Origin of the sequence: Marinobacter sp. NFXS11, assembly GCF_040148675.1 — a bacterium.
In the GTDB taxonomy this organism is placed as follows: Bacteria; Pseudomonadota; Gammaproteobacteria; order Pseudomonadales; family Oleiphilaceae; genus Marinobacter.
In genome coordinates this window covers 1,144,516-1,159,697 of record NZ_JAGDDV010000001.1, presented here as the reverse complement: position 1 = coordinate 1,159,697, position 15,182 = coordinate 1,144,516, and the positions used below count along the sequence as shown (strand labels likewise).

Below are 15,182 nucleotides of genomic sequence, written 5' to 3'. Positions count from 1 at the left end.
GCTTTCTCCAGATCCAGTTTATTCTTGACAGCGTCTAGCGAACACCCTTGCCAAGCAGCACGACCTCAACGGTCTGTATCATGATCAAGATGTCCATCATCAGGCTATGATTCTTAGAATAGTATAAGTCGTACTCAAGTTTGCCTTTTGCGTCCTCAATAGATGCGCCGTAGGGGTATTTAAGTTGCGCCCAGCCCATTAATCCAGGCTTGACGTAATGCCTCGTGTCGTAAAACGGAATTTTCTCTTTCAATTCAGAAACAAATTCCGGGCGCTCAGGGCGGGGACCAACGATGCTCATCTCCCCTTTGAGAACATTGTAGATTTGAGGAAGTTCATCAAGACGAGTATTTCGAATAAAAGCGCCAACTTTGGTCACCCTGCTATCGTTAGCCGATGCCCACTGAGCTTTGCCGTCTTTTTCAGCATCTTGCCGCATACTACGGAATTTGTAGATCCTGAACTCGCGGCCAAGCATGCCGACACGTTTCTGGCTATAGAGAATCGGCTTTCCAGTTTCCAGAAAGACCGCCAGTGCTGTTAGGACAATGAAGGGCAACATAACTACCAGCAAGGTCAGGCTAATAGCGAGGTCCAGGGAGCGCTTGGCAAAGGCTCTGCTCTTAGACGCCTTAAAGCCTTCAGAAAACACAATCCAAGATGGGTGCACCATAGCGAGCTTTGCTTTCTTTAGTTCCCGCTCGTAAAAGTCCAGAGCGCTTGTCACTTCAACTCCGCGCAGCTTACATTCCATTAAATCTGGCACAGGCAGCCAACCTCCCTCAGCTTTGCGGCGCTCTTGCTGAGCGACGACTATTTCCGAGATTCGATTCTTACGACAGAATTCATAGAAATCGTACGGCGTGCAAAGAAGTTTCTCTTTTGCCACGGTCGGCTCGGGGCTATCGGAAATACACCCTACTATGCGGACTCCCAGCGCACGCATATTCTGTTCGTACTCCGCCAGCAAACTGCCAGCGAAATCACCAGCACCCAAAATCACAACCCGGCGCACGAGTTGCTTGGAGTCCACGATCCTGAGGAAGATCAGTCTCATGAGAACAACGACTAGCGAAGCCAGCATTACAGCCCAAAAAAGGTTGGAGCTTCCAGGATCCGCAGAAGGAACCATGACATAGAGAATGGTCAGCCCGATGCCCCCCACAAAACAGTAGGCAACCAAGGTTCTAAAAAAGAGAGAAGAGATACTTTCCTGCACCATAACCAGGTATCCACCCATGGCCAGCGTTCCGCAACTTAGGACAAGTGCAAACAGAAAAGCGGACAAGATGTCGGTGTGGAGCGGTGCATGATCGACCCCGACAAATGAAAGGATCAGGGTCAGCAAAGAGAACACGGCAAAAAGGACGACGAACTCCAGAATGCCGAGCACCAAGTGCGGTATGTGTATGTAATGCTTGCGAAACCGTATGTACGACACGCTGAACTTCCTTGTCGTCTGTTCGACAATCAGCGACAGACTAACATCAAATTACCCTGGCAGCTTTCTACCCTTTGCTACCAGCCACGACCTCTCAAAAGGCATTCTGCGCTGAACACAACGCAATCTCAACAGATTGTATCTTTATGTAACATCCTTTTACATTGTTTTATGTTGCCCAGAACTTCCGAGTGAAGACTGATTGTAATCGGCAACTATCTGGGAGAAAATCAAATTATTGGTGTTAGTTGGGAAGGAGTACCCATGCCACGCCCGGACGCAAGATCACCGCTTCACGCAATGAGTATTGATGTGGAAGATTACTTTCACGTTGCTGCTCTCTCTCACGTAATAAAACCGAGCCAGTGGGATGCCCTCCCCAGTCGAGTTGTCCAAAATACGGAAAGGCTGTTAGACCTGTTCAATCAGTATGACGTCAAGTCGACATTTTTTGTTCTTGGCTGGGTTGCAGACCGCTTTCCAGACCTGATCAGAAAACTGTCTGACCACGGTCATGAGATTGCCTCACACGGATATAGCCACCAGTTGATCTACAACCAATCCCGGGAAGTTTTCCGGGAGGAAACCATCCGGTCCAAAAAACTCCTCGAAGACATTACCGGCAAACCCATTCACGGCTATCGAGCGGCCAGTTACTCGATCACGAGGGCGTCACTCTGGGCGCTCGACATTCTCTGCGAGGCCGGCTTCAATTGGGACTCGAGCATTTTTCCGATCCGCCATGATCGTTATGGAATTCCAGATTCGCCAAAAGCGCCGTATACGATTCAAACTGAGAGTGGCAATGTTATCAGGGAGTTCCCACTGACCACGGCAAAGGTATTTGGTCTCTCAGTTCCCGCTGCGGGCGGAGGTTACTTCAGGCAATTTCCCTATCCTTTGTTCCGATATCTGTTCCGTAACGCATCCGGCTTCGGAACGCGCCCGCAGATGTTTTACCTGCATCCTTGGGAGATAGATCCCGACCAACCGCGATACAACAATGCCAGCTGGCTCTCAAGGTTCAGGCACTACACCAACCTTGACCATTGCTATGGTCGCCTGGAAAAGCTCCTACAGGACTTCAGGTTTGGCACGGTCAGTGAAAGTTACAATGCTTACGATCCTGACGAAACTCTGACTCGAAACTCCCAAATGGTGCGCCTGGCCTAGCCGGGCAAAGGACGTTGTTAACAATGTATCTTGAATTTTTTGGACTGCACAGGCACCCCTTTCGGATTACACCGGAAGATGATTTCATTTACATGAGTCAGCAGCATTCCCGTGCATATGTCTATATGTCTTCGGCCATCTGGAGCTCGGAAGGTTTTGTCGTAATTAGTGGCGAGATAGGCTCCGGAAAAACTACCTTGCTCAAGAAAACTATCAGAAACCTTGAGGGCGACCTGAAGCTACTCAATATTTCCTACACCAATCTTGAGTCGAAAGATCTGTTTGGATTAATCCTTCGCAAGGCAGGCTTGAAAGTGGAGGATGACAGCAAGGTCGCCATGCTCTTTCAGATCACGGAGTACCTTGAACGAATGGCGGCCGCAGGAACGCCCGTAGTTTTGACGATTGATGAAGCTCAGAACCTGACCCGAGAAAACCTTGAAGACATTCGAATGTTGACCGGCATGGAAAGTATGGGCGGACCTTCAATGCGTGTAATCCTTCTTGGGCAGCCAGAGCTAAAGACTGCAGTGTCTGCGATACCGCAGCTCTCTCAGCGTGTAAAACTGTTCTTTCACCTAGAAGGGCTGACAGCTGCAGAAACGGCAGAGTACATTGATTACCGACTTCTTGTTTCGGGGCACGGCGGTAACAAGCTATTTGATGACGACACAGTTCGTGAGATTCACAAGCTCAGCCATGGCATTCCCAGACTGATTAATAAGCTCTGTGACGGAATGATGATGTGCGCTTACTCGGAAGATCGGCCGTTCATAGATCCTTTCGACCTGAAAGGTATTCGGAAGGACCTACTTGGTGAGGACGATACCGACGAGTCAGCTGACCAAAAGCCAAGTCGTCAGCGCCCTAAGAAGGACATGGTGGAGGCTCGGCAGCGTCCGCCGCATCAAAACGAGGCAGAAGCTGATTCATCTCAGGCACTGTTGAGAATCGCTGAAGCCCTCGAGAGTATAGACAGAAGGCTTTCGCAGATGACGTCAGACCCAAAGGACAATGAGGACCGCTACAGTCCCTCAAGCAATGTGAAGCCGCTGGCTCCGGGGCGAAAATAGAAATTTGTCGTAATCCGCCCCGGGGACCGTTAAATCAACAGTAAATTCATGAACTCATGAACAGGTGTGTTTTCCAGTTTTTTTTGATCCTTGCAAAACTTGAAGACAGTATCACAGCGTTTTGACGGAAGTCGCGTCCCGAGATTGGAGCGGAACTTTTCTTCCAGAAGCGGCATACCCTCCTTCCGACGACGACGATGACCTATCGGATACTCGACCGCAACCTTGTCCGTATTCGAACCATCATTGAAAAACACCTGAATCGCATTAGCGATGGAGCGTTTTTCCGGTTCCAGATATTCCCGGGTATACCTCTCATCCTCAACTACTTCCATTTTATCCCGAAGTTCATCAATTATTGGGTTAGCACGATGGAAACTGTCTTCGTAATGCTCCGCGGTAAGGGTACCAAAGGCAAGTGGCACGGCAGCCATATATTGCAGGCAATGATCCCGATCTGCGGCGTTTGCCAACTTCCCAACCTTGGAAATGATTCGGATCGCAGATTCATGAGTGGTGATCACGATCTTATTTATCTCATTCAGCCGATGTTTAACCTGCGGATGCAGGATGACGGCCGCTTCAGCTGCCGTCTGAGCATGGAATTCTGCCGGAAAGGAGATTTTGAACAGGACGTTCTCCATCACGTAGGAAGCGAACTCCTGTGGTAGTGAGAATTCACGTTTTCCTTCCGGTTTGAGCTTCTGGTCTTTGTTGGTTTTACTGAACAGCACATCGTAGAAGCCCCACTGCGGAGCAGTGAGTACACTTGGAATGCCCATCTCACCCCGCATGGCGATGTCAGCCAGTCGCACGGCTCGGGCTGTTGCATCGCCTGCTGCCCATGATTTTCGTGAGCCGGCGTTCGGGGCGTGGCGATAGGTTCTGAGTGACTGGCCATCTACCAATGCGTGCGACAGAGCCGACAACATTTGTTCGCGGTCCGCTCCCATCAGTTTTGCGGTAACGGCTGTGGAGGCGACCTTCACGAGAACCACATGATCCAGCCCCACCCTGTTAAATGAGTTCTCCAGTGCCAGAATGCCCTGAATTTCATGGGCCATAATCATGGCCTCCAGAACGGTTCGCATGGTTAAGGGTTCTTTGCCTTCGGCAATCCGTTTCTGGGAGAGATGGTCCGCGACACCCAGTATGGCACCGAGATTATCGGAGGGGTGCCCCCACTCCGCAGCCAACCAGGTGTCGTTGTAATCCAGCCAACGAACGATACAACCGATATCCCAGGCTGCCTTCACCGGATCAAGCCGGAAAGACGTTCCGGGCACCCGGGCACCATGGGGCACCATGGTCCCCTCAACAATGGGGCCAAGGTGTTTCGTGCACTCCGGGAAGCGCAGAGCCAAAAGACCGCACCCTAGAGTGTCCATCAAGCAGTAGCGGGCGGTGTTCCAGGCTTCTTTGCTGGTTATTTCATAGGTAAGGACGTAGTCCGCGATTTTCTGCAAGACTTCGTCGTAGTCGGGACGTTCGTTAAGATCAAATGTTGCAGACATAGGGGAGCCTCCTTGCCCCCACTATAGATTCCGTCAGAAGCTATCGCCAGGCACCCTCACCCAACCTTCCATCAAAACCCGCGCACTCCGGCTCATAATGGCTTTGGTCGCAGTCCACTGACCATCCACTTCCTTCGCCTCTGCCCCCACACGCAAGGTGCCGGATGGGTGGCCAAAGGTCACATGGGTACGATCACCGCCTCCAGCGGCGAGGTTCACGAGGGTTCCGGGAACCGCCGATGCCGTGGCAATGGCCACCGCCGCCGTGCCCATCATGGCATGGTGGAGCTTGCCCATGGACAGCGCTCGGACCAGAACATCCACATCCCCTGCGCCGATGTTCTTGCCGCTGGAGGACACGTATTCAGACGGTTTGGCCACGAAGGCCACTTTCGGGGTGTGCTGGCGATTGGCCGCTTCTTCGATGTTCTGGATCAGCCCCATTTTCACTGCGCCGTGGGCCCGGATGGTTTCGAATCTGGCCAGGGCTTTTGGATCGGAGTTGATGTCGTCCTGCAGCTCGGTGCCTTTGTACCCGATGTCCTCGGCGTTGACGAAGATGGTGGGGATACCGGCGTTTATCATGGTGGCCTTCAGGGTGCCTACGCCCGGCACTTCAAGGTCATCCACCAGATTGCCGGTGGGGAACATGGAGCCTTCGCCATCAGCCGGGTCCATGAATTCCACCTGAACTTCGGCGGCCGGGAAGGTCACGCCGTCGAGCTCAAAATCGCCGGTTTCCTGCACTTCACCGTTGGTGATGGGCACGTGGGCAACGATTGTTTTCTTGATGTTGGCCTGCCAGATGCGCACGGTGCAGGTGCCATTTTCCGGAATACGGTCTTTGGCCACAAAGCCGCTGTTGATGGCGAAAGCGCCTACGGCGGCGGTGAGGTTGCCGCAGTTACCGCTCCAGTCCACAAAGGGCTTGTCGATGGAGACCTGGCCGAACAGGTAGTCGACGTCGTGATCCGGCTGGGTGGGTTCTGCCAGGATCACAGTCTTGCTGGTGCTGGAGGTAGCGCCGCCCATGCCGTCGATTTGCTTCTGGTAGGGGTCGGGGCTGCCGATCACCCGCAACAACAATTTGTCCCGGGCTTCGCCCGGGCTCTGGCAGGCTTCCGGCAAATCCTTCAGCCGGAAGAACACGCCTTTGCTGGTGCCGCCACGCATGTACGTGGCGGGGATTTTTATTTGTGGCTTGTGTGTCATGCCGCACCTTCCGATTGCAGGAAATCCTCCGCAAACCGCTGCAACACCCCACCAGCGCTGTAGATAGACACTTCTTCAGCGGTGTCCAGGCGGCAGACGACCGGAATGCGCTCGGTGCTGCCGTTCTTCCGATGAATGACCAGCGTGAGCTCTGCGCGAGGCGCAGGGGTGCCCTCCACGTCGTAGGTTTCGGTGCCGTCGATGCCCAGGGTCTTGCGGGTTGTGCCTTCCTCGAACTGCAGGGGCATCACGCCCATGCCGATCAGGTTGGTGCGGTGAATCCGTTCGAAGCCTTCGGCCACGATGGCTTCTACGCCTGCCAGTGCCACTCCCTTGGCGGCCCAGTCGCGGGAGGAGCCCTGTCCGTAGTCGGCACCGGCGATGATGATCAGCGGCTGCTTGCGGTCCATGTAGGTTTCGATGGCTTCCCACATGCGGACAACCTTGCCTTCGGGCTCGATGCGGGCGAGGGAGCCCTGCTTCACGTTGTCGTTTTCGTCCCGGACCATTTCGTTGAACAGTTTGGGGTTGGCAAACGTAGCGCGCTGGGCGGTCAGGTGGTCGCCACGGTGGGTGGCGTAGGAGTTAAAGTCTTCCTCCGGCACACCCATCTTGTGCAGGTACTCACCAGCGGCACTGTTCATCATGATCGCGTTTGAGGGCGACAGATGGTCGGTGGTGATGTTGTCCGGCAACACCGCCAGCGGACGCATACCCTTCAGGGTTTTCTCACCCACCATGCCACCTTCCCAGTACGGCGGACGGCGGATGTAGGTGCTCTGCGGACGCCACTCATACAGCGGGTTGGTGTTGGCCTGGGCATCCCGGGTGATGTCGAACATCGGAATGTAGGTGCTGCGGAACTGTTCCGGCTTCACGCTGGATTTCACGATGGCATCGATTTCTGCGTCGTCCGGCCAGATGTCCTTCAGGGTGACGGGGTTACCGTCCTGGTCGTAACCGAGGGCATCTTTTTCGATGTCGAAGCGGATGGTGCCAGCAATGGCATAGGCCACAACCAGCGGCGGAGATGCCAGGAACGCCTGTTTGGCGTAAGGGTGAATCCGACCGTCGAAGTTCCGGTTACCGGAAAGCACGGCTGTGGAGAACAGATCGCGATCCATGATTTCCTGGGCGATTTTCGGATCCAGGGCGCCGCTCATGCCGTTACAGGTGGTGCAGGCAAAAGCCACCACACCGAAGCCGAGTTGTTCCAACTCGGGCAGCAGTTTGGCTTCTTCCAGGTACATCTTGACGGTTTTGGAGCCCGGTGCCAGGGAGGTTTTCACCCAGGGCTTTCGGGTCAGGCCCAGTTTGTTGGCGTTGCGAGCAATCAGGCCGGCAGCCACCATGTTGCGGGGGTTACTGGTGTTGGTGCAGCTGGTGATGGCGGCGATGATGCACGCGCCATCCGGCATTTTGCCTTCTTCCTGCTCCCATTCACCGGCAATGCCGCGCTCTGCCAGCTCGGAGGTGGGCAGGTGCGCATGGGGGTTGGAGGGGCCAGCCAGCGTGCGGGCCACTTTGGACAGATCGAACTTCAGCACACGCTCGTACTCGGCGTTTTTCATGCTGTCCGCCCAGAGGCCGGTTTCCTTGGCGAATTTCTCTACCAGAGCAACCTGATCGTCTTCACGACCGGTCAGTTTCAGGTAGTCGATGGTCTGGCCGTCGATGTAAAACATCGCGGCGGTGGCGCCATACTCCGGAGTCATGTTGGAGATGGTGGCACGGTCGCCCACGCTGAGGCTGTCTGCGCCTTCGCCATAGAACTCCAGGTAAGCGCCTACCACTCTTTCCTTACGCAAGAATTCAGTGATGGCGAGGACCATATCGGTACTGGTGATGCCCGGCTGCAGTTTGCCAGTCAGCTCTACACCAACGATATCCGGCAGGCGCATCATGGAAGCGCGCCCCAGCATAACGCTCTCGGCTTCCAAACCACCCACACCCACGGAAATAACACCCAGGGCATCAACCATCGGGGTGTGGCTGTCAGTGCCGACGCAGGTATCCGGGAAGGCTACGCCATCGCGATTCTGAACCACGGGAGACATCTTCTCCAGGTTGATCTGGTGCATGATGCCGTTGCCGGGAGGGATCACGTCCACGTTTTTAAACGCGGTCTTGGTCCAGTTGATGAAGTGGAACCGGTCATCGTTTCGGCGGTCTTCAATCTGGCGGTTCTTCTCGAACGCGTCCTTCTCGAAACCAGCGTGCTCCACGGCCAGGGAGTGATCGACGATCAACTGAGTGGGCACTACCGGGTTCACCTTGGCGGGGTCACCGCCCTTCTCGGCAATGGCGTCACGCAGGCCGGCCAGATCCACCAGCGCGGTCTGACCGAGAATGTCGTGGCACACCACGCGGGCCGGATACCAGGGGAAGTCCAGGTCGCGCTTGCGTTCGATCAGCTGTTTCAGGGAATCCGTCAGCACCTCGGAATCGCACCGGCGAACCAGTTGCTCAGCCAGGATCTTGGAGGTGTACGGGAGCTTGTCGTACGCGCCGGCCTGGATGTCTTCCACGGCCTCGCGAGTATCGAAATAGTCCAGGTCGGTACCTGGCAGATTCTTGCGGTATTCAGTGTTCATGGCCGCTCCTCAATCGGAACCCACTTGGCATCCGCCGGGCCTGTGTAATCGGCGCTTGGGCGGATGATGCGGTTGTTCTCGCGCTGCTCTTTCACGTGGGCGGTCCAGCCGGATACGCGAGACATCACGAAGATCGGGGTGAAGAGCTCGGTCGGGATGCCCATGAAGTGATAGGCAGAGGCGTGGAAGAAGTCCGCGTTACAGAACAGTTTCTTCTCGCGCCACATGACTTCCTCACAGCGCTCGGATACCGGATACAGCACGGTATCGCCCACTTCCTCCGCAAGCTTTTTAGACCACTGTTTGATAATGGCGTTGCGCGGGTCGGATTCTTTGTAGATCGCGTGACCGAAGCCCATGATCTTTTCCTTGCGCTCGAGCATGCCCAGCAGGCCTGATTCAGCTTCCTCTGGAGTCTGGAAACGCTGGATCAGCTCCATAGCGGCTTCGTTTGCACCACCGTGCAGAGGTCCTCGCAGGGTGCCAATGGCTCCGGTAACGCAGCTGTGGATGTCAGACAGGGTGGACGCACAGACGCGGGCAGTGAAGGTGGATGCGTTGAATTCGTGCTCCGCATAGAGAATCAGGGAGACGTTCATCACCTTCTCATGCAGTTCGCTGGGCTTCTTGCCGTGCAGCAGCTCCAGGAAATGACCGCCGATAGAGTCCACGTCGCTTTCGGTTTCGAGCCGAACGCCCTCGTGGGCGAAGCGGTACCAGTAGGTGATGATGGACGGGAACACCGCCAGCATGCGGTCGATCTTGTCGTCCTGCTCGCTGAAATCCTGCTCGGTTTCCAGGTTGCCCAGCATGGAGCAGCCGGTGCGCATCACATCCATCGGATGCGCGTCTTTGGGAATCTGCTCGAGCACGGTTTTCAGGGCAGCCGGCAGGCCACGGAGGCTCTGGAGCTTTTTCTTGTAGGCATCCAGTTCCTCACGGTTCGGCAATTTGCCGCGCAGCAGCAGATAGGCGATTTCTTCAAACTGGGCTTTTTCAGCCAGATCCGCGATGTCATAGCCACGGTACGTCAGCCCTGCGCCGCTTTTGCCGACGGTGCACAGAGCCGTTTCGCCAGCTACCTGGCCACGGAGGCCTGCGCCGCTCAGTTTTTTTGCTTCAGCCATTGTTGTCTCCCATCTTTATCTTGTTTGGGGTGTTGGATTAGCCGAAGGCGTAATCCAACAAACCAGGTTAACCCTTGCTCTGCTGGAACAGCTGATCCAGCTTCTGCTCGAAATCGTGGTAGTTCAGGAAATCGTACAGCTCCATACGGGTCTGCATCATATCAACCACGTCTTTCTGGTCGCCCTTCTCCAGGATGTTCTGGTAAACAGTCAGGGCTGCCTTGTTCATTGCACGGAAGGCGCTGAGCGGGTACAGGACCATGTCGGCGCCAGCTTCAGCCAGTTCCTTTCGGTTGTAGAGCGGTGTGGCCCCAAATTCGGTGATGTTGGCCAGGATAGGCACGTCAAGGGCTTCGGAGAAGGCCTTGTAGTGTTCAAGCTCAGTAACCGCTTCGGCAAAAATGCCGTCGGCGCCGGCTTCGATGCAGGCCTTGGCGCGCTCGATGGCGGCTTCGAGGCCCTCTTTCTGGAACGCGTCGGTACGGGCCATGATGAAGAAGTCTTTGTCTTCACGGGCATCCACGGCGGCCTTGATGCGGTCGACCATTTCTTCCTGGGACACGATTTCCTTGTTTGGGCGGTGGCCACAGCGCTTCTGGGCAACCTGGTCTTCAATGTGGACAGCGGCGGCTCCGGCACGTTCCATTTCGCGGATGGTGCGACCAATGTTGAAGGCGCCGCCCCAGCCGGTATCGATATCCACCAGCAGTGGCACGTCGGTAGCTGCGGTAATACGGCGAACGTCCTCGACCACATCGTTCATAGAGGTCATGCCCAGATCCGGCAGGCCATAAGAGGCGTTTGCGACGCCGCCGCCGGAAAGGTAAATGGCCTGGTGGCCCACTTTCTCGGCCATCATGGCGGCGTAGGCGTTGATGGTGCCGACAATCTGCAGGGGCTGGTTGTCTTTGAGCGCTTTGCGGAAGCGGGCGCCGGGGCTGAGTTTGTTGGACATGGTGTTGGCCTCTTCTCTTTTGGATTCTTGTTGTCGGATTACGCCTGCGGCTAATCCGACCTACGGATTCTGATTTTGTTTTGCCGGATTACGCCTTTGGCTAATCCGACCTACGTTAAATTGTCAGTTCGCCTTCCTGGATCTTTTTCTCGATGTTCTGTCTTGCGGCGTTGATATGGCGTTTCATCAGAAATTCGGCGAGTTCGCCGTCGCGCTGGGCGATGGCCTCGACGATACGGCGGTGTTCACCCAGTGCCCGCTGGGGGCGCCCGGTGGAGGTGCTGAGACGGTAACGGTACATCCGTACCATGTAATAAAGATCACCAAGCAGCATCTGGGCAAGTTTGGTGTTTCGGCTGCCCGTGGCGATTCTGTGGTGGAAGTCGTAATCCCCTTCGGCCTGGTAATAGGCCTGGCCCTGGGCCTCTTCGATCATGCGTTCGTGGGTGTCGAGGGTGGCCTGTAGGTCGGCAATTTCTTGGTCGGTCATGCGCTCGGCGGCCTGTCGAGCGGCCAACCCCTCCATGACTTCGCGTATACGGTAGAGCTCCATCAGCTCGGAAGCACTGACTGAAACCACCTTGACGCCGGCGTGGGGACGGCGCACCAGAAGGCCGCGGGATTCAAGACGGCCAAGCGCTTCCCGGAGCGGGCCGCGCGTGAGGTTAAAACGGGAACAAAGCTCCAGTTCGCCGATCTTTTCGCCGGGCGCCAGTTCCCCTTTGACGATTGCCGTTTGCAGACAATCAAACGCCTCATCGGCGCGGGTGTAGGTGGTAGACAGTAACTCAGCCATAGGTTGTCAACAAAACCGGGTTGATTTTGAGCAAAGCTACGCTTGAGCGATCATATTGTCAACAATATTAGCTAAATTGAGCTGCAGATTGTTTACAATAGATAGAGCCAATCAGTAGATCTGGCGTTCGGCGACCGGTGGCGGAGTGTACTGATATAGCCAGGTCTCCGTCAGCGGCTCGCCGCCCAGCCTCAGGTACAGGCGGATATTGATAGGTTCAGTGGAATCATCTGGCACGAGGTCAAACATGGCCCGGTAGCCGTCGATTGCAGACAATGGTCTTGCGGAAGTAATTTCAACGTCTCCGCGGCTCACGGTTATGACCGGCTCTACCTCTGCATCCTTGGCGAGCATTTCAAGCGCGCCGCCGGCGAAATCAACTGCAAAGCGCCAAGAGAAATAGGTGCGCTCCTGGCCCACGACACCGCCCAGTCCAGTCCTGGTTGCCTGCACCGTGGCTAACTCATAAGGTTGCAACGGAGCTTGCTCGCCCCAGTGCAGGCGGTAGCTGTAGAGGTATTTCCGGCCTGGCAACAGAGGTTCCTCCGGATGCCAGAAGGCGACGATGTTGTCGAAGGTTTCATCCACAGTGGGGATTTCCACCAGATCAACACTGCCCCGCCCCCAGTCTCCCCGGGGCTCCACCCAGATGCTGGGCCGGCGATCGTAAAACACGCCGTCATCCTGGTAATGGTCGAAATTCCTGTCCCGCTGCAACAGGCCAAAGCAGACGGGGTTGTTATCCTGGAAACTGTTGAACCGTAGATTCGCGGGATTCACCAAGGGCCGCCACAACCATTCGCCGCTGCCGTTACGTATGGCCAGGCCGTCTGAATCGTGTATTTCGGGCCGCCAGTCGTAGCCCATGCGATCGTCATTTTCACCCACCTGGTACATACTGGTCAGCGGCGCAATCCCTGCCCGGGTGATTTCGGTCCTCGGGTAAAGCGCTACATCCACGTCCATGACCATGTTGCGCCCGGGGTCGAGCACAAACGCATAGGCACCGGTGGTGCTGGGTGAATCCAGCAGCGCCCATACCCGAAGCAGCTGGCTGCCCGGTGCCGGCTTCTCCAGCCAGAATTCCGAGAACCGAGGGAATTCTTCCTCCCGATTCATGCCGGTATCAATCGCCAGCCCCCTGGCCGACAGACCGTACTGCATCTCGGAGCCCACCGCCCGGAAATAGCTGGCGCCCAGGAAGGCGGCGAGATCCAGAGCAAAGTTGTTGTGGTAATGAATCCGAAAACCGGCGTAGCCCAGGTCTTCTGGCAAATCGCCCAGGGGCTGATCGCCGTTGTAACGGAACAAATCCTGTCGATAGGCCAGTTCGGTAGCGTCACCATCAACCACTTCATGAATTTTGACGGGCTGCTGGAAATAAAGTCCCAGGTGGAAGAGCTGAATCTGGAAAGCGGTATCGTCGTCACGCCAAAGCGCCCGGTCGGGCCTGAAGGCGATGGCCTGGTAGTCATCCCAGGAAATGGATTTCAGTGATTGGGGCAATTCGTCTTCATGGGAGACATACGCCTCAGCTGCCAATGCCCGGGCCCGACCTTTGAGCCAGGCGTAGCTGAAGGCACGGGGACTGCTTCCAGATACTGGTTGGAGGCCGGCACCCATCGCAAGGGGCGACAGTGGTAACGCGCCGGCACTTACCAGTGCTCCCAGCCCCTTGATCAGCGTTCGTCTGTCCATTGTTCTCGCCCCTCCTGTACCGGGCTATAGATTGCCATAGAGAAGATCACGTGAACTATGTACGAACAATAAAAGGTAGAGAGCCTATTCGGGTAAGGAACCTACGCTGGCCGAATCGCACCAAGTAGGTGCAAGGAGGCAAGAGGGATCGCACAAACAGACCTCTGATCAGAGAAATTTTCGGTGTTGATGACCTTGAAGAAACCCTCCCCTAGCAGGCCACATCTCTTTGCTAAACCTTACAATTTCCAACACGCCCCTGCATTTGTCGTTACAACTTGGGTAAACTCGGCACACTTTGTGATAGAACAATTGTTCATAGGCTTACGCAGAGGCGTTGAGCGGCCCACAGGGCGTGAAACCGACCACCAAAGGACGAACGATATGATCAAAAAATGCCTGTTTCCCGTCGCCGGCTACGGCACCCGTTTTCTTCCGGCCACCAAGGCGATGCCCAAGGAAATCCTTCCTGTGGTGAACAAACCCCTGGTTCAGTATGGTGTTGAGGAAGCTGCGGAAGCCGGTATTCATGAATTTGGCTTCGTAACTGGTCGAGGCAAACGGGCCATTGAGGATCATTTCGACATCAGCTATGAGCTTGAGCACCAGATTGCGGGCTCCGGCAAGGAAGACTTGCTACATTCCATCCGTGAACTGATCGACCACAACAGCTTTGCCTTTACCCGACAGAATGAAATGAAAGGCCTTGGCCACGCCATCCTGACCGGTCGCAACCTGGTGGGTGACAGTCCCTTTGCGGTGGTGCTGGCTGACGATTTCTGCATTGGCCCCGATGGTGAAGATGGCGTGCTGGCGCAGATGGTTAAGCTCTACAACCAGTTCCGCTGCTCCATTGTTGCCATTGAAGAAGTGCCGGCCGACGAAACCCACAAATACGGTGTGATTGCCGGTGAATCCATGAAAGATGGCCTCTACCGGATTACCGACATGGTGGAAAAACCGGCTCCGGAAGATGCCCCAAGCAACCTGGCGATTATCGGGAGGTACATTCTTACGCCGGACATTTTCGACATTATTGAGAAGACCCCGGCGGGCAAGAACGGTGAAGTCCAGATTACCGATGCTCTTCTCGAACAGGCGAAAAATGGTTGCGTACTGGCCTATCAGTTCAAAGGGCGCCGGTTCGATTGCGGCAGCATTGATGGCTTTGTGGAAGCCACCAACTACGTTTACGAGAATATCTACAAGAAAGGCAAGTAAGAAACCCGGGCGGGATCAGTTGCCCAGGATTTGCAGAATCATTCGCCGGTTTTCCGCACTTGTCCTGCGGAACCGGCGAAGAAGCTCCGCTTCTTCCGTGGTCAGCTGGACCTTCTCGAGGACTTGTTCCAGCTCATCCAGCGACTCCAGAAGTTCGTCGCTCTTATCCAGGGCAATACCGGGCAGCTCAAGTTGCCCATGGTCTTCAGGCTTTTCTGGCTCCCAGTGCTGAATGGGTTGCGCATGCTGCATGGCCACTTACCTCGTCATCCAAGCCGGGATACTCGTCCCGATAATGCCCTGCGAAGTGAATCAATCCGGAAATGTAACGTACATATAGCTTTGCACACAATCTGCCTATACTGAAGATGGCAACAA

General features: G+C 55.4%; 12 protein-coding genes. 3 read left to right on the top strand and 9 right to left on the bottom strand.

The window, feature by feature from the left end; translation table 11 throughout:
- Positions 1 to 34: 34 nt before the first annotated feature.
- Positions 35 to 1,441, bottom strand: a complete 1,407-nt coding sequence (locus J3362_RS05470; protein WP_349518473.1) for a TIGR03013 family XrtA/PEP-CTERM system glycosyltransferase — start codon at positions 1,439 to 1,441, stop codon at positions 35 to 37.
- Positions 1,442 to 1,705: 264 nt separating this feature from the next.
- Here J3362_RS05470 and J3362_RS05465 point away from each other — a divergent pair, with 264 nt between their 5' ends.
- Together J3362_RS05465 and J3362_RS05460 are read left to right on the top strand one after the other, a co-directional pair.
- Positions 1,706 to 2,614 carry an XrtA system polysaccharide deacetylase gene (locus J3362_RS05465; RefSeq protein ID WP_349518472.1) on the top strand — a complete coding sequence of 303 codons (909 nt, stop codon included), beginning with the start codon at positions 1,706 to 1,708 and terminating at the stop codon, positions 2,612 to 2,614.
- 23 nt (positions 2,615 to 2,637) lie between these two features.
- The gene (locus tag J3362_RS05460) at positions 2,638 to 3,687 is read left to right on the top strand and encodes an ExeA family protein (protein WP_349518471.1); all 1,050 of its coding nucleotides are present in this window, start codon (positions 2,638 to 2,640) and stop codon (positions 3,685 to 3,687) included.
- Positions 3,688 to 3,716: 29 nt separating this feature from the next.
- Here the strand turns inward: J3362_RS05460 and prpD are convergent, their stop codons facing one another.
- The 7 genes from prpD to J3362_RS05425 all read right to left on the bottom strand — a co-directional run bounded on the left by prpD (position 3,717) and on the right by J3362_RS05425 (position 13,583).
- Complete coding sequence (gene prpD / locus J3362_RS05455) at positions 3,717 to 5,201, bottom strand: 2-methylcitrate dehydratase (protein WP_349518470.1); 1,485 nt, start codon at positions 5,199 to 5,201, stop codon at positions 3,717 to 3,719.
- A gap of 33 nt (positions 5,202 to 5,234) precedes the next feature.
- Positions 5,235 to 6,413: a 2-methylaconitate cis-trans isomerase PrpF gene (gene prpF, locus J3362_RS05450; protein WP_349518468.1), complete on the bottom strand. Its 1,179-nt coding sequence runs from the start codon at positions 6,411 to 6,413 to the stop codon at positions 5,235 to 5,237.
- Entirely contained in the window at positions 6,410 to 9,007 is a 2,598-nt protein-coding gene (gene acnD / locus J3362_RS05445; RefSeq protein WP_349518467.1) for a Fe/S-dependent 2-methylisocitrate dehydratase AcnD, read from the bottom strand. Before acnD ends, prpF begins: the two co-directional genes overlap by 4 nt.
- On the bottom strand, positions 9,004 to 10,134 hold the full coding sequence (gene prpC, locus J3362_RS05440) for a bifunctional 2-methylcitrate synthase/citrate synthase (RefSeq protein ID WP_349518466.1): 1,131 nt from the start codon (positions 10,132 to 10,134) through the stop codon (positions 9,004 to 9,006). Before prpC ends, acnD begins: the two co-directional genes overlap by 4 nt.
- Positions 10,135 to 10,201: 67 nt before the next feature.
- The gene (gene prpB / locus J3362_RS05435; protein ID WP_104270119.1) at positions 10,202 to 11,089 is read right to left on the bottom strand and encodes a methylisocitrate lyase; all 888 of its coding nucleotides are present in this window, start codon (positions 11,087 to 11,089) and stop codon (positions 10,202 to 10,204) included.
- A gap of 115 nt (positions 11,090 to 11,204) precedes the next feature.
- Complete coding sequence (locus J3362_RS05430; protein WP_349518465.1) at positions 11,205 to 11,885, bottom strand: GntR family transcriptional regulator; 681 nt, start codon at positions 11,883 to 11,885, stop codon at positions 11,205 to 11,207.
- Between the two features lie 111 nt (positions 11,886 to 11,996).
- Positions 11,997 to 13,583, bottom strand: a complete 1,587-nt coding sequence (locus J3362_RS05425) for an OpgD/OpgG family glucan biosynthesis protein (protein ID WP_349518464.1) — start codon at positions 13,581 to 13,583, stop codon at positions 11,997 to 11,999.
- 384 nt (positions 13,584 to 13,967) lie between these two features.
- Here J3362_RS05425 and galU point away from each other — a divergent pair, with 384 nt between their 5' ends.
- Complete coding sequence (gene galU, locus J3362_RS05420; RefSeq protein WP_349518463.1) at positions 13,968 to 14,804, top strand: UTP--glucose-1-phosphate uridylyltransferase GalU; 837 nt, start codon at positions 13,968 to 13,970, stop codon at positions 14,802 to 14,804.
- Positions 14,805 to 14,819: 15 nt separating this feature from the next.
- On the opposite strand, the gene J3362_RS05415 is transcribed toward galU, so the two are convergent.
- Positions 14,820 to 15,056 carry a hypothetical protein gene (locus tag J3362_RS05415; protein WP_041645256.1) on the bottom strand — a complete coding sequence of 79 codons (237 nt, stop codon included), beginning with the start codon at positions 15,054 to 15,056 and terminating at the stop codon, positions 14,820 to 14,822.
- Positions 15,057 to 15,182: the final 126 nt, after the last annotated feature.

Bases quoted from the DNA above. Each gene is read 5' to 3' on its own strand.
- J3362_RS05465 (WP_349518472.1), top strand. From the start codon at position 1,706: ATGCCACGCCCGGACGCAAGATCACCGCTTCACGCAATGAGTATTGAT.
- J3362_RS05460 (WP_349518471.1), top strand. From the start codon at position 2,638: ATGTATCTTGAATTTTTTGGACTGCACAGGCACCCCTTTCGGATTACA.
- prpD (WP_349518470.1), bottom strand. From the start codon at position 5,201: ATGTCTGCAACATTTGATCTTAACGAACGTCCCGACTACGACGAAGTC.
- prpF (WP_349518468.1), bottom strand. From the start codon at position 6,413: ATGACACACAAGCCACAAATAAAAATCCCCGCCACGTACATGCGTGGC.
- acnD (WP_349518467.1), bottom strand. From the start codon at position 9,007: ATGAACACTGAATACCGCAAGAATCTGCCAGGTACCGACCTGGACTAT.
- prpC (WP_349518466.1), bottom strand. From the start codon at position 10,134: ATGGCTGAAGCAAAAAAACTGAGCGGCGCAGGCCTCCGTGGCCAGGTA.
- prpB (WP_104270119.1), bottom strand. From the start codon at position 11,089: ATGTCCAACAAACTCAGCCCCGGCGCCCGCTTCCGCAAAGCGCTCAAA.
- J3362_RS05430 (WP_349518465.1), bottom strand. From the start codon at position 11,885: ATGGCTGAGTTACTGTCTACCACCTACACCCGCGCCGATGAGGCGTTT.
- J3362_RS05425 (WP_349518464.1), bottom strand. From the start codon at position 13,583: ATGGACAGACGAACGCTGATCAAGGGGCTGGGAGCACTGGTAAGTGCC.
- galU (WP_349518463.1), top strand. From the start codon at position 13,968: ATGATCAAAAAATGCCTGTTTCCCGTCGCCGGCTACGGCACCCGTTTT.
- J3362_RS05415 (WP_041645256.1), bottom strand. From the start codon at position 15,056: ATGCAGCATGCGCAACCCATTCAGCACTGGGAGCCAGAAAAGCCTGAA.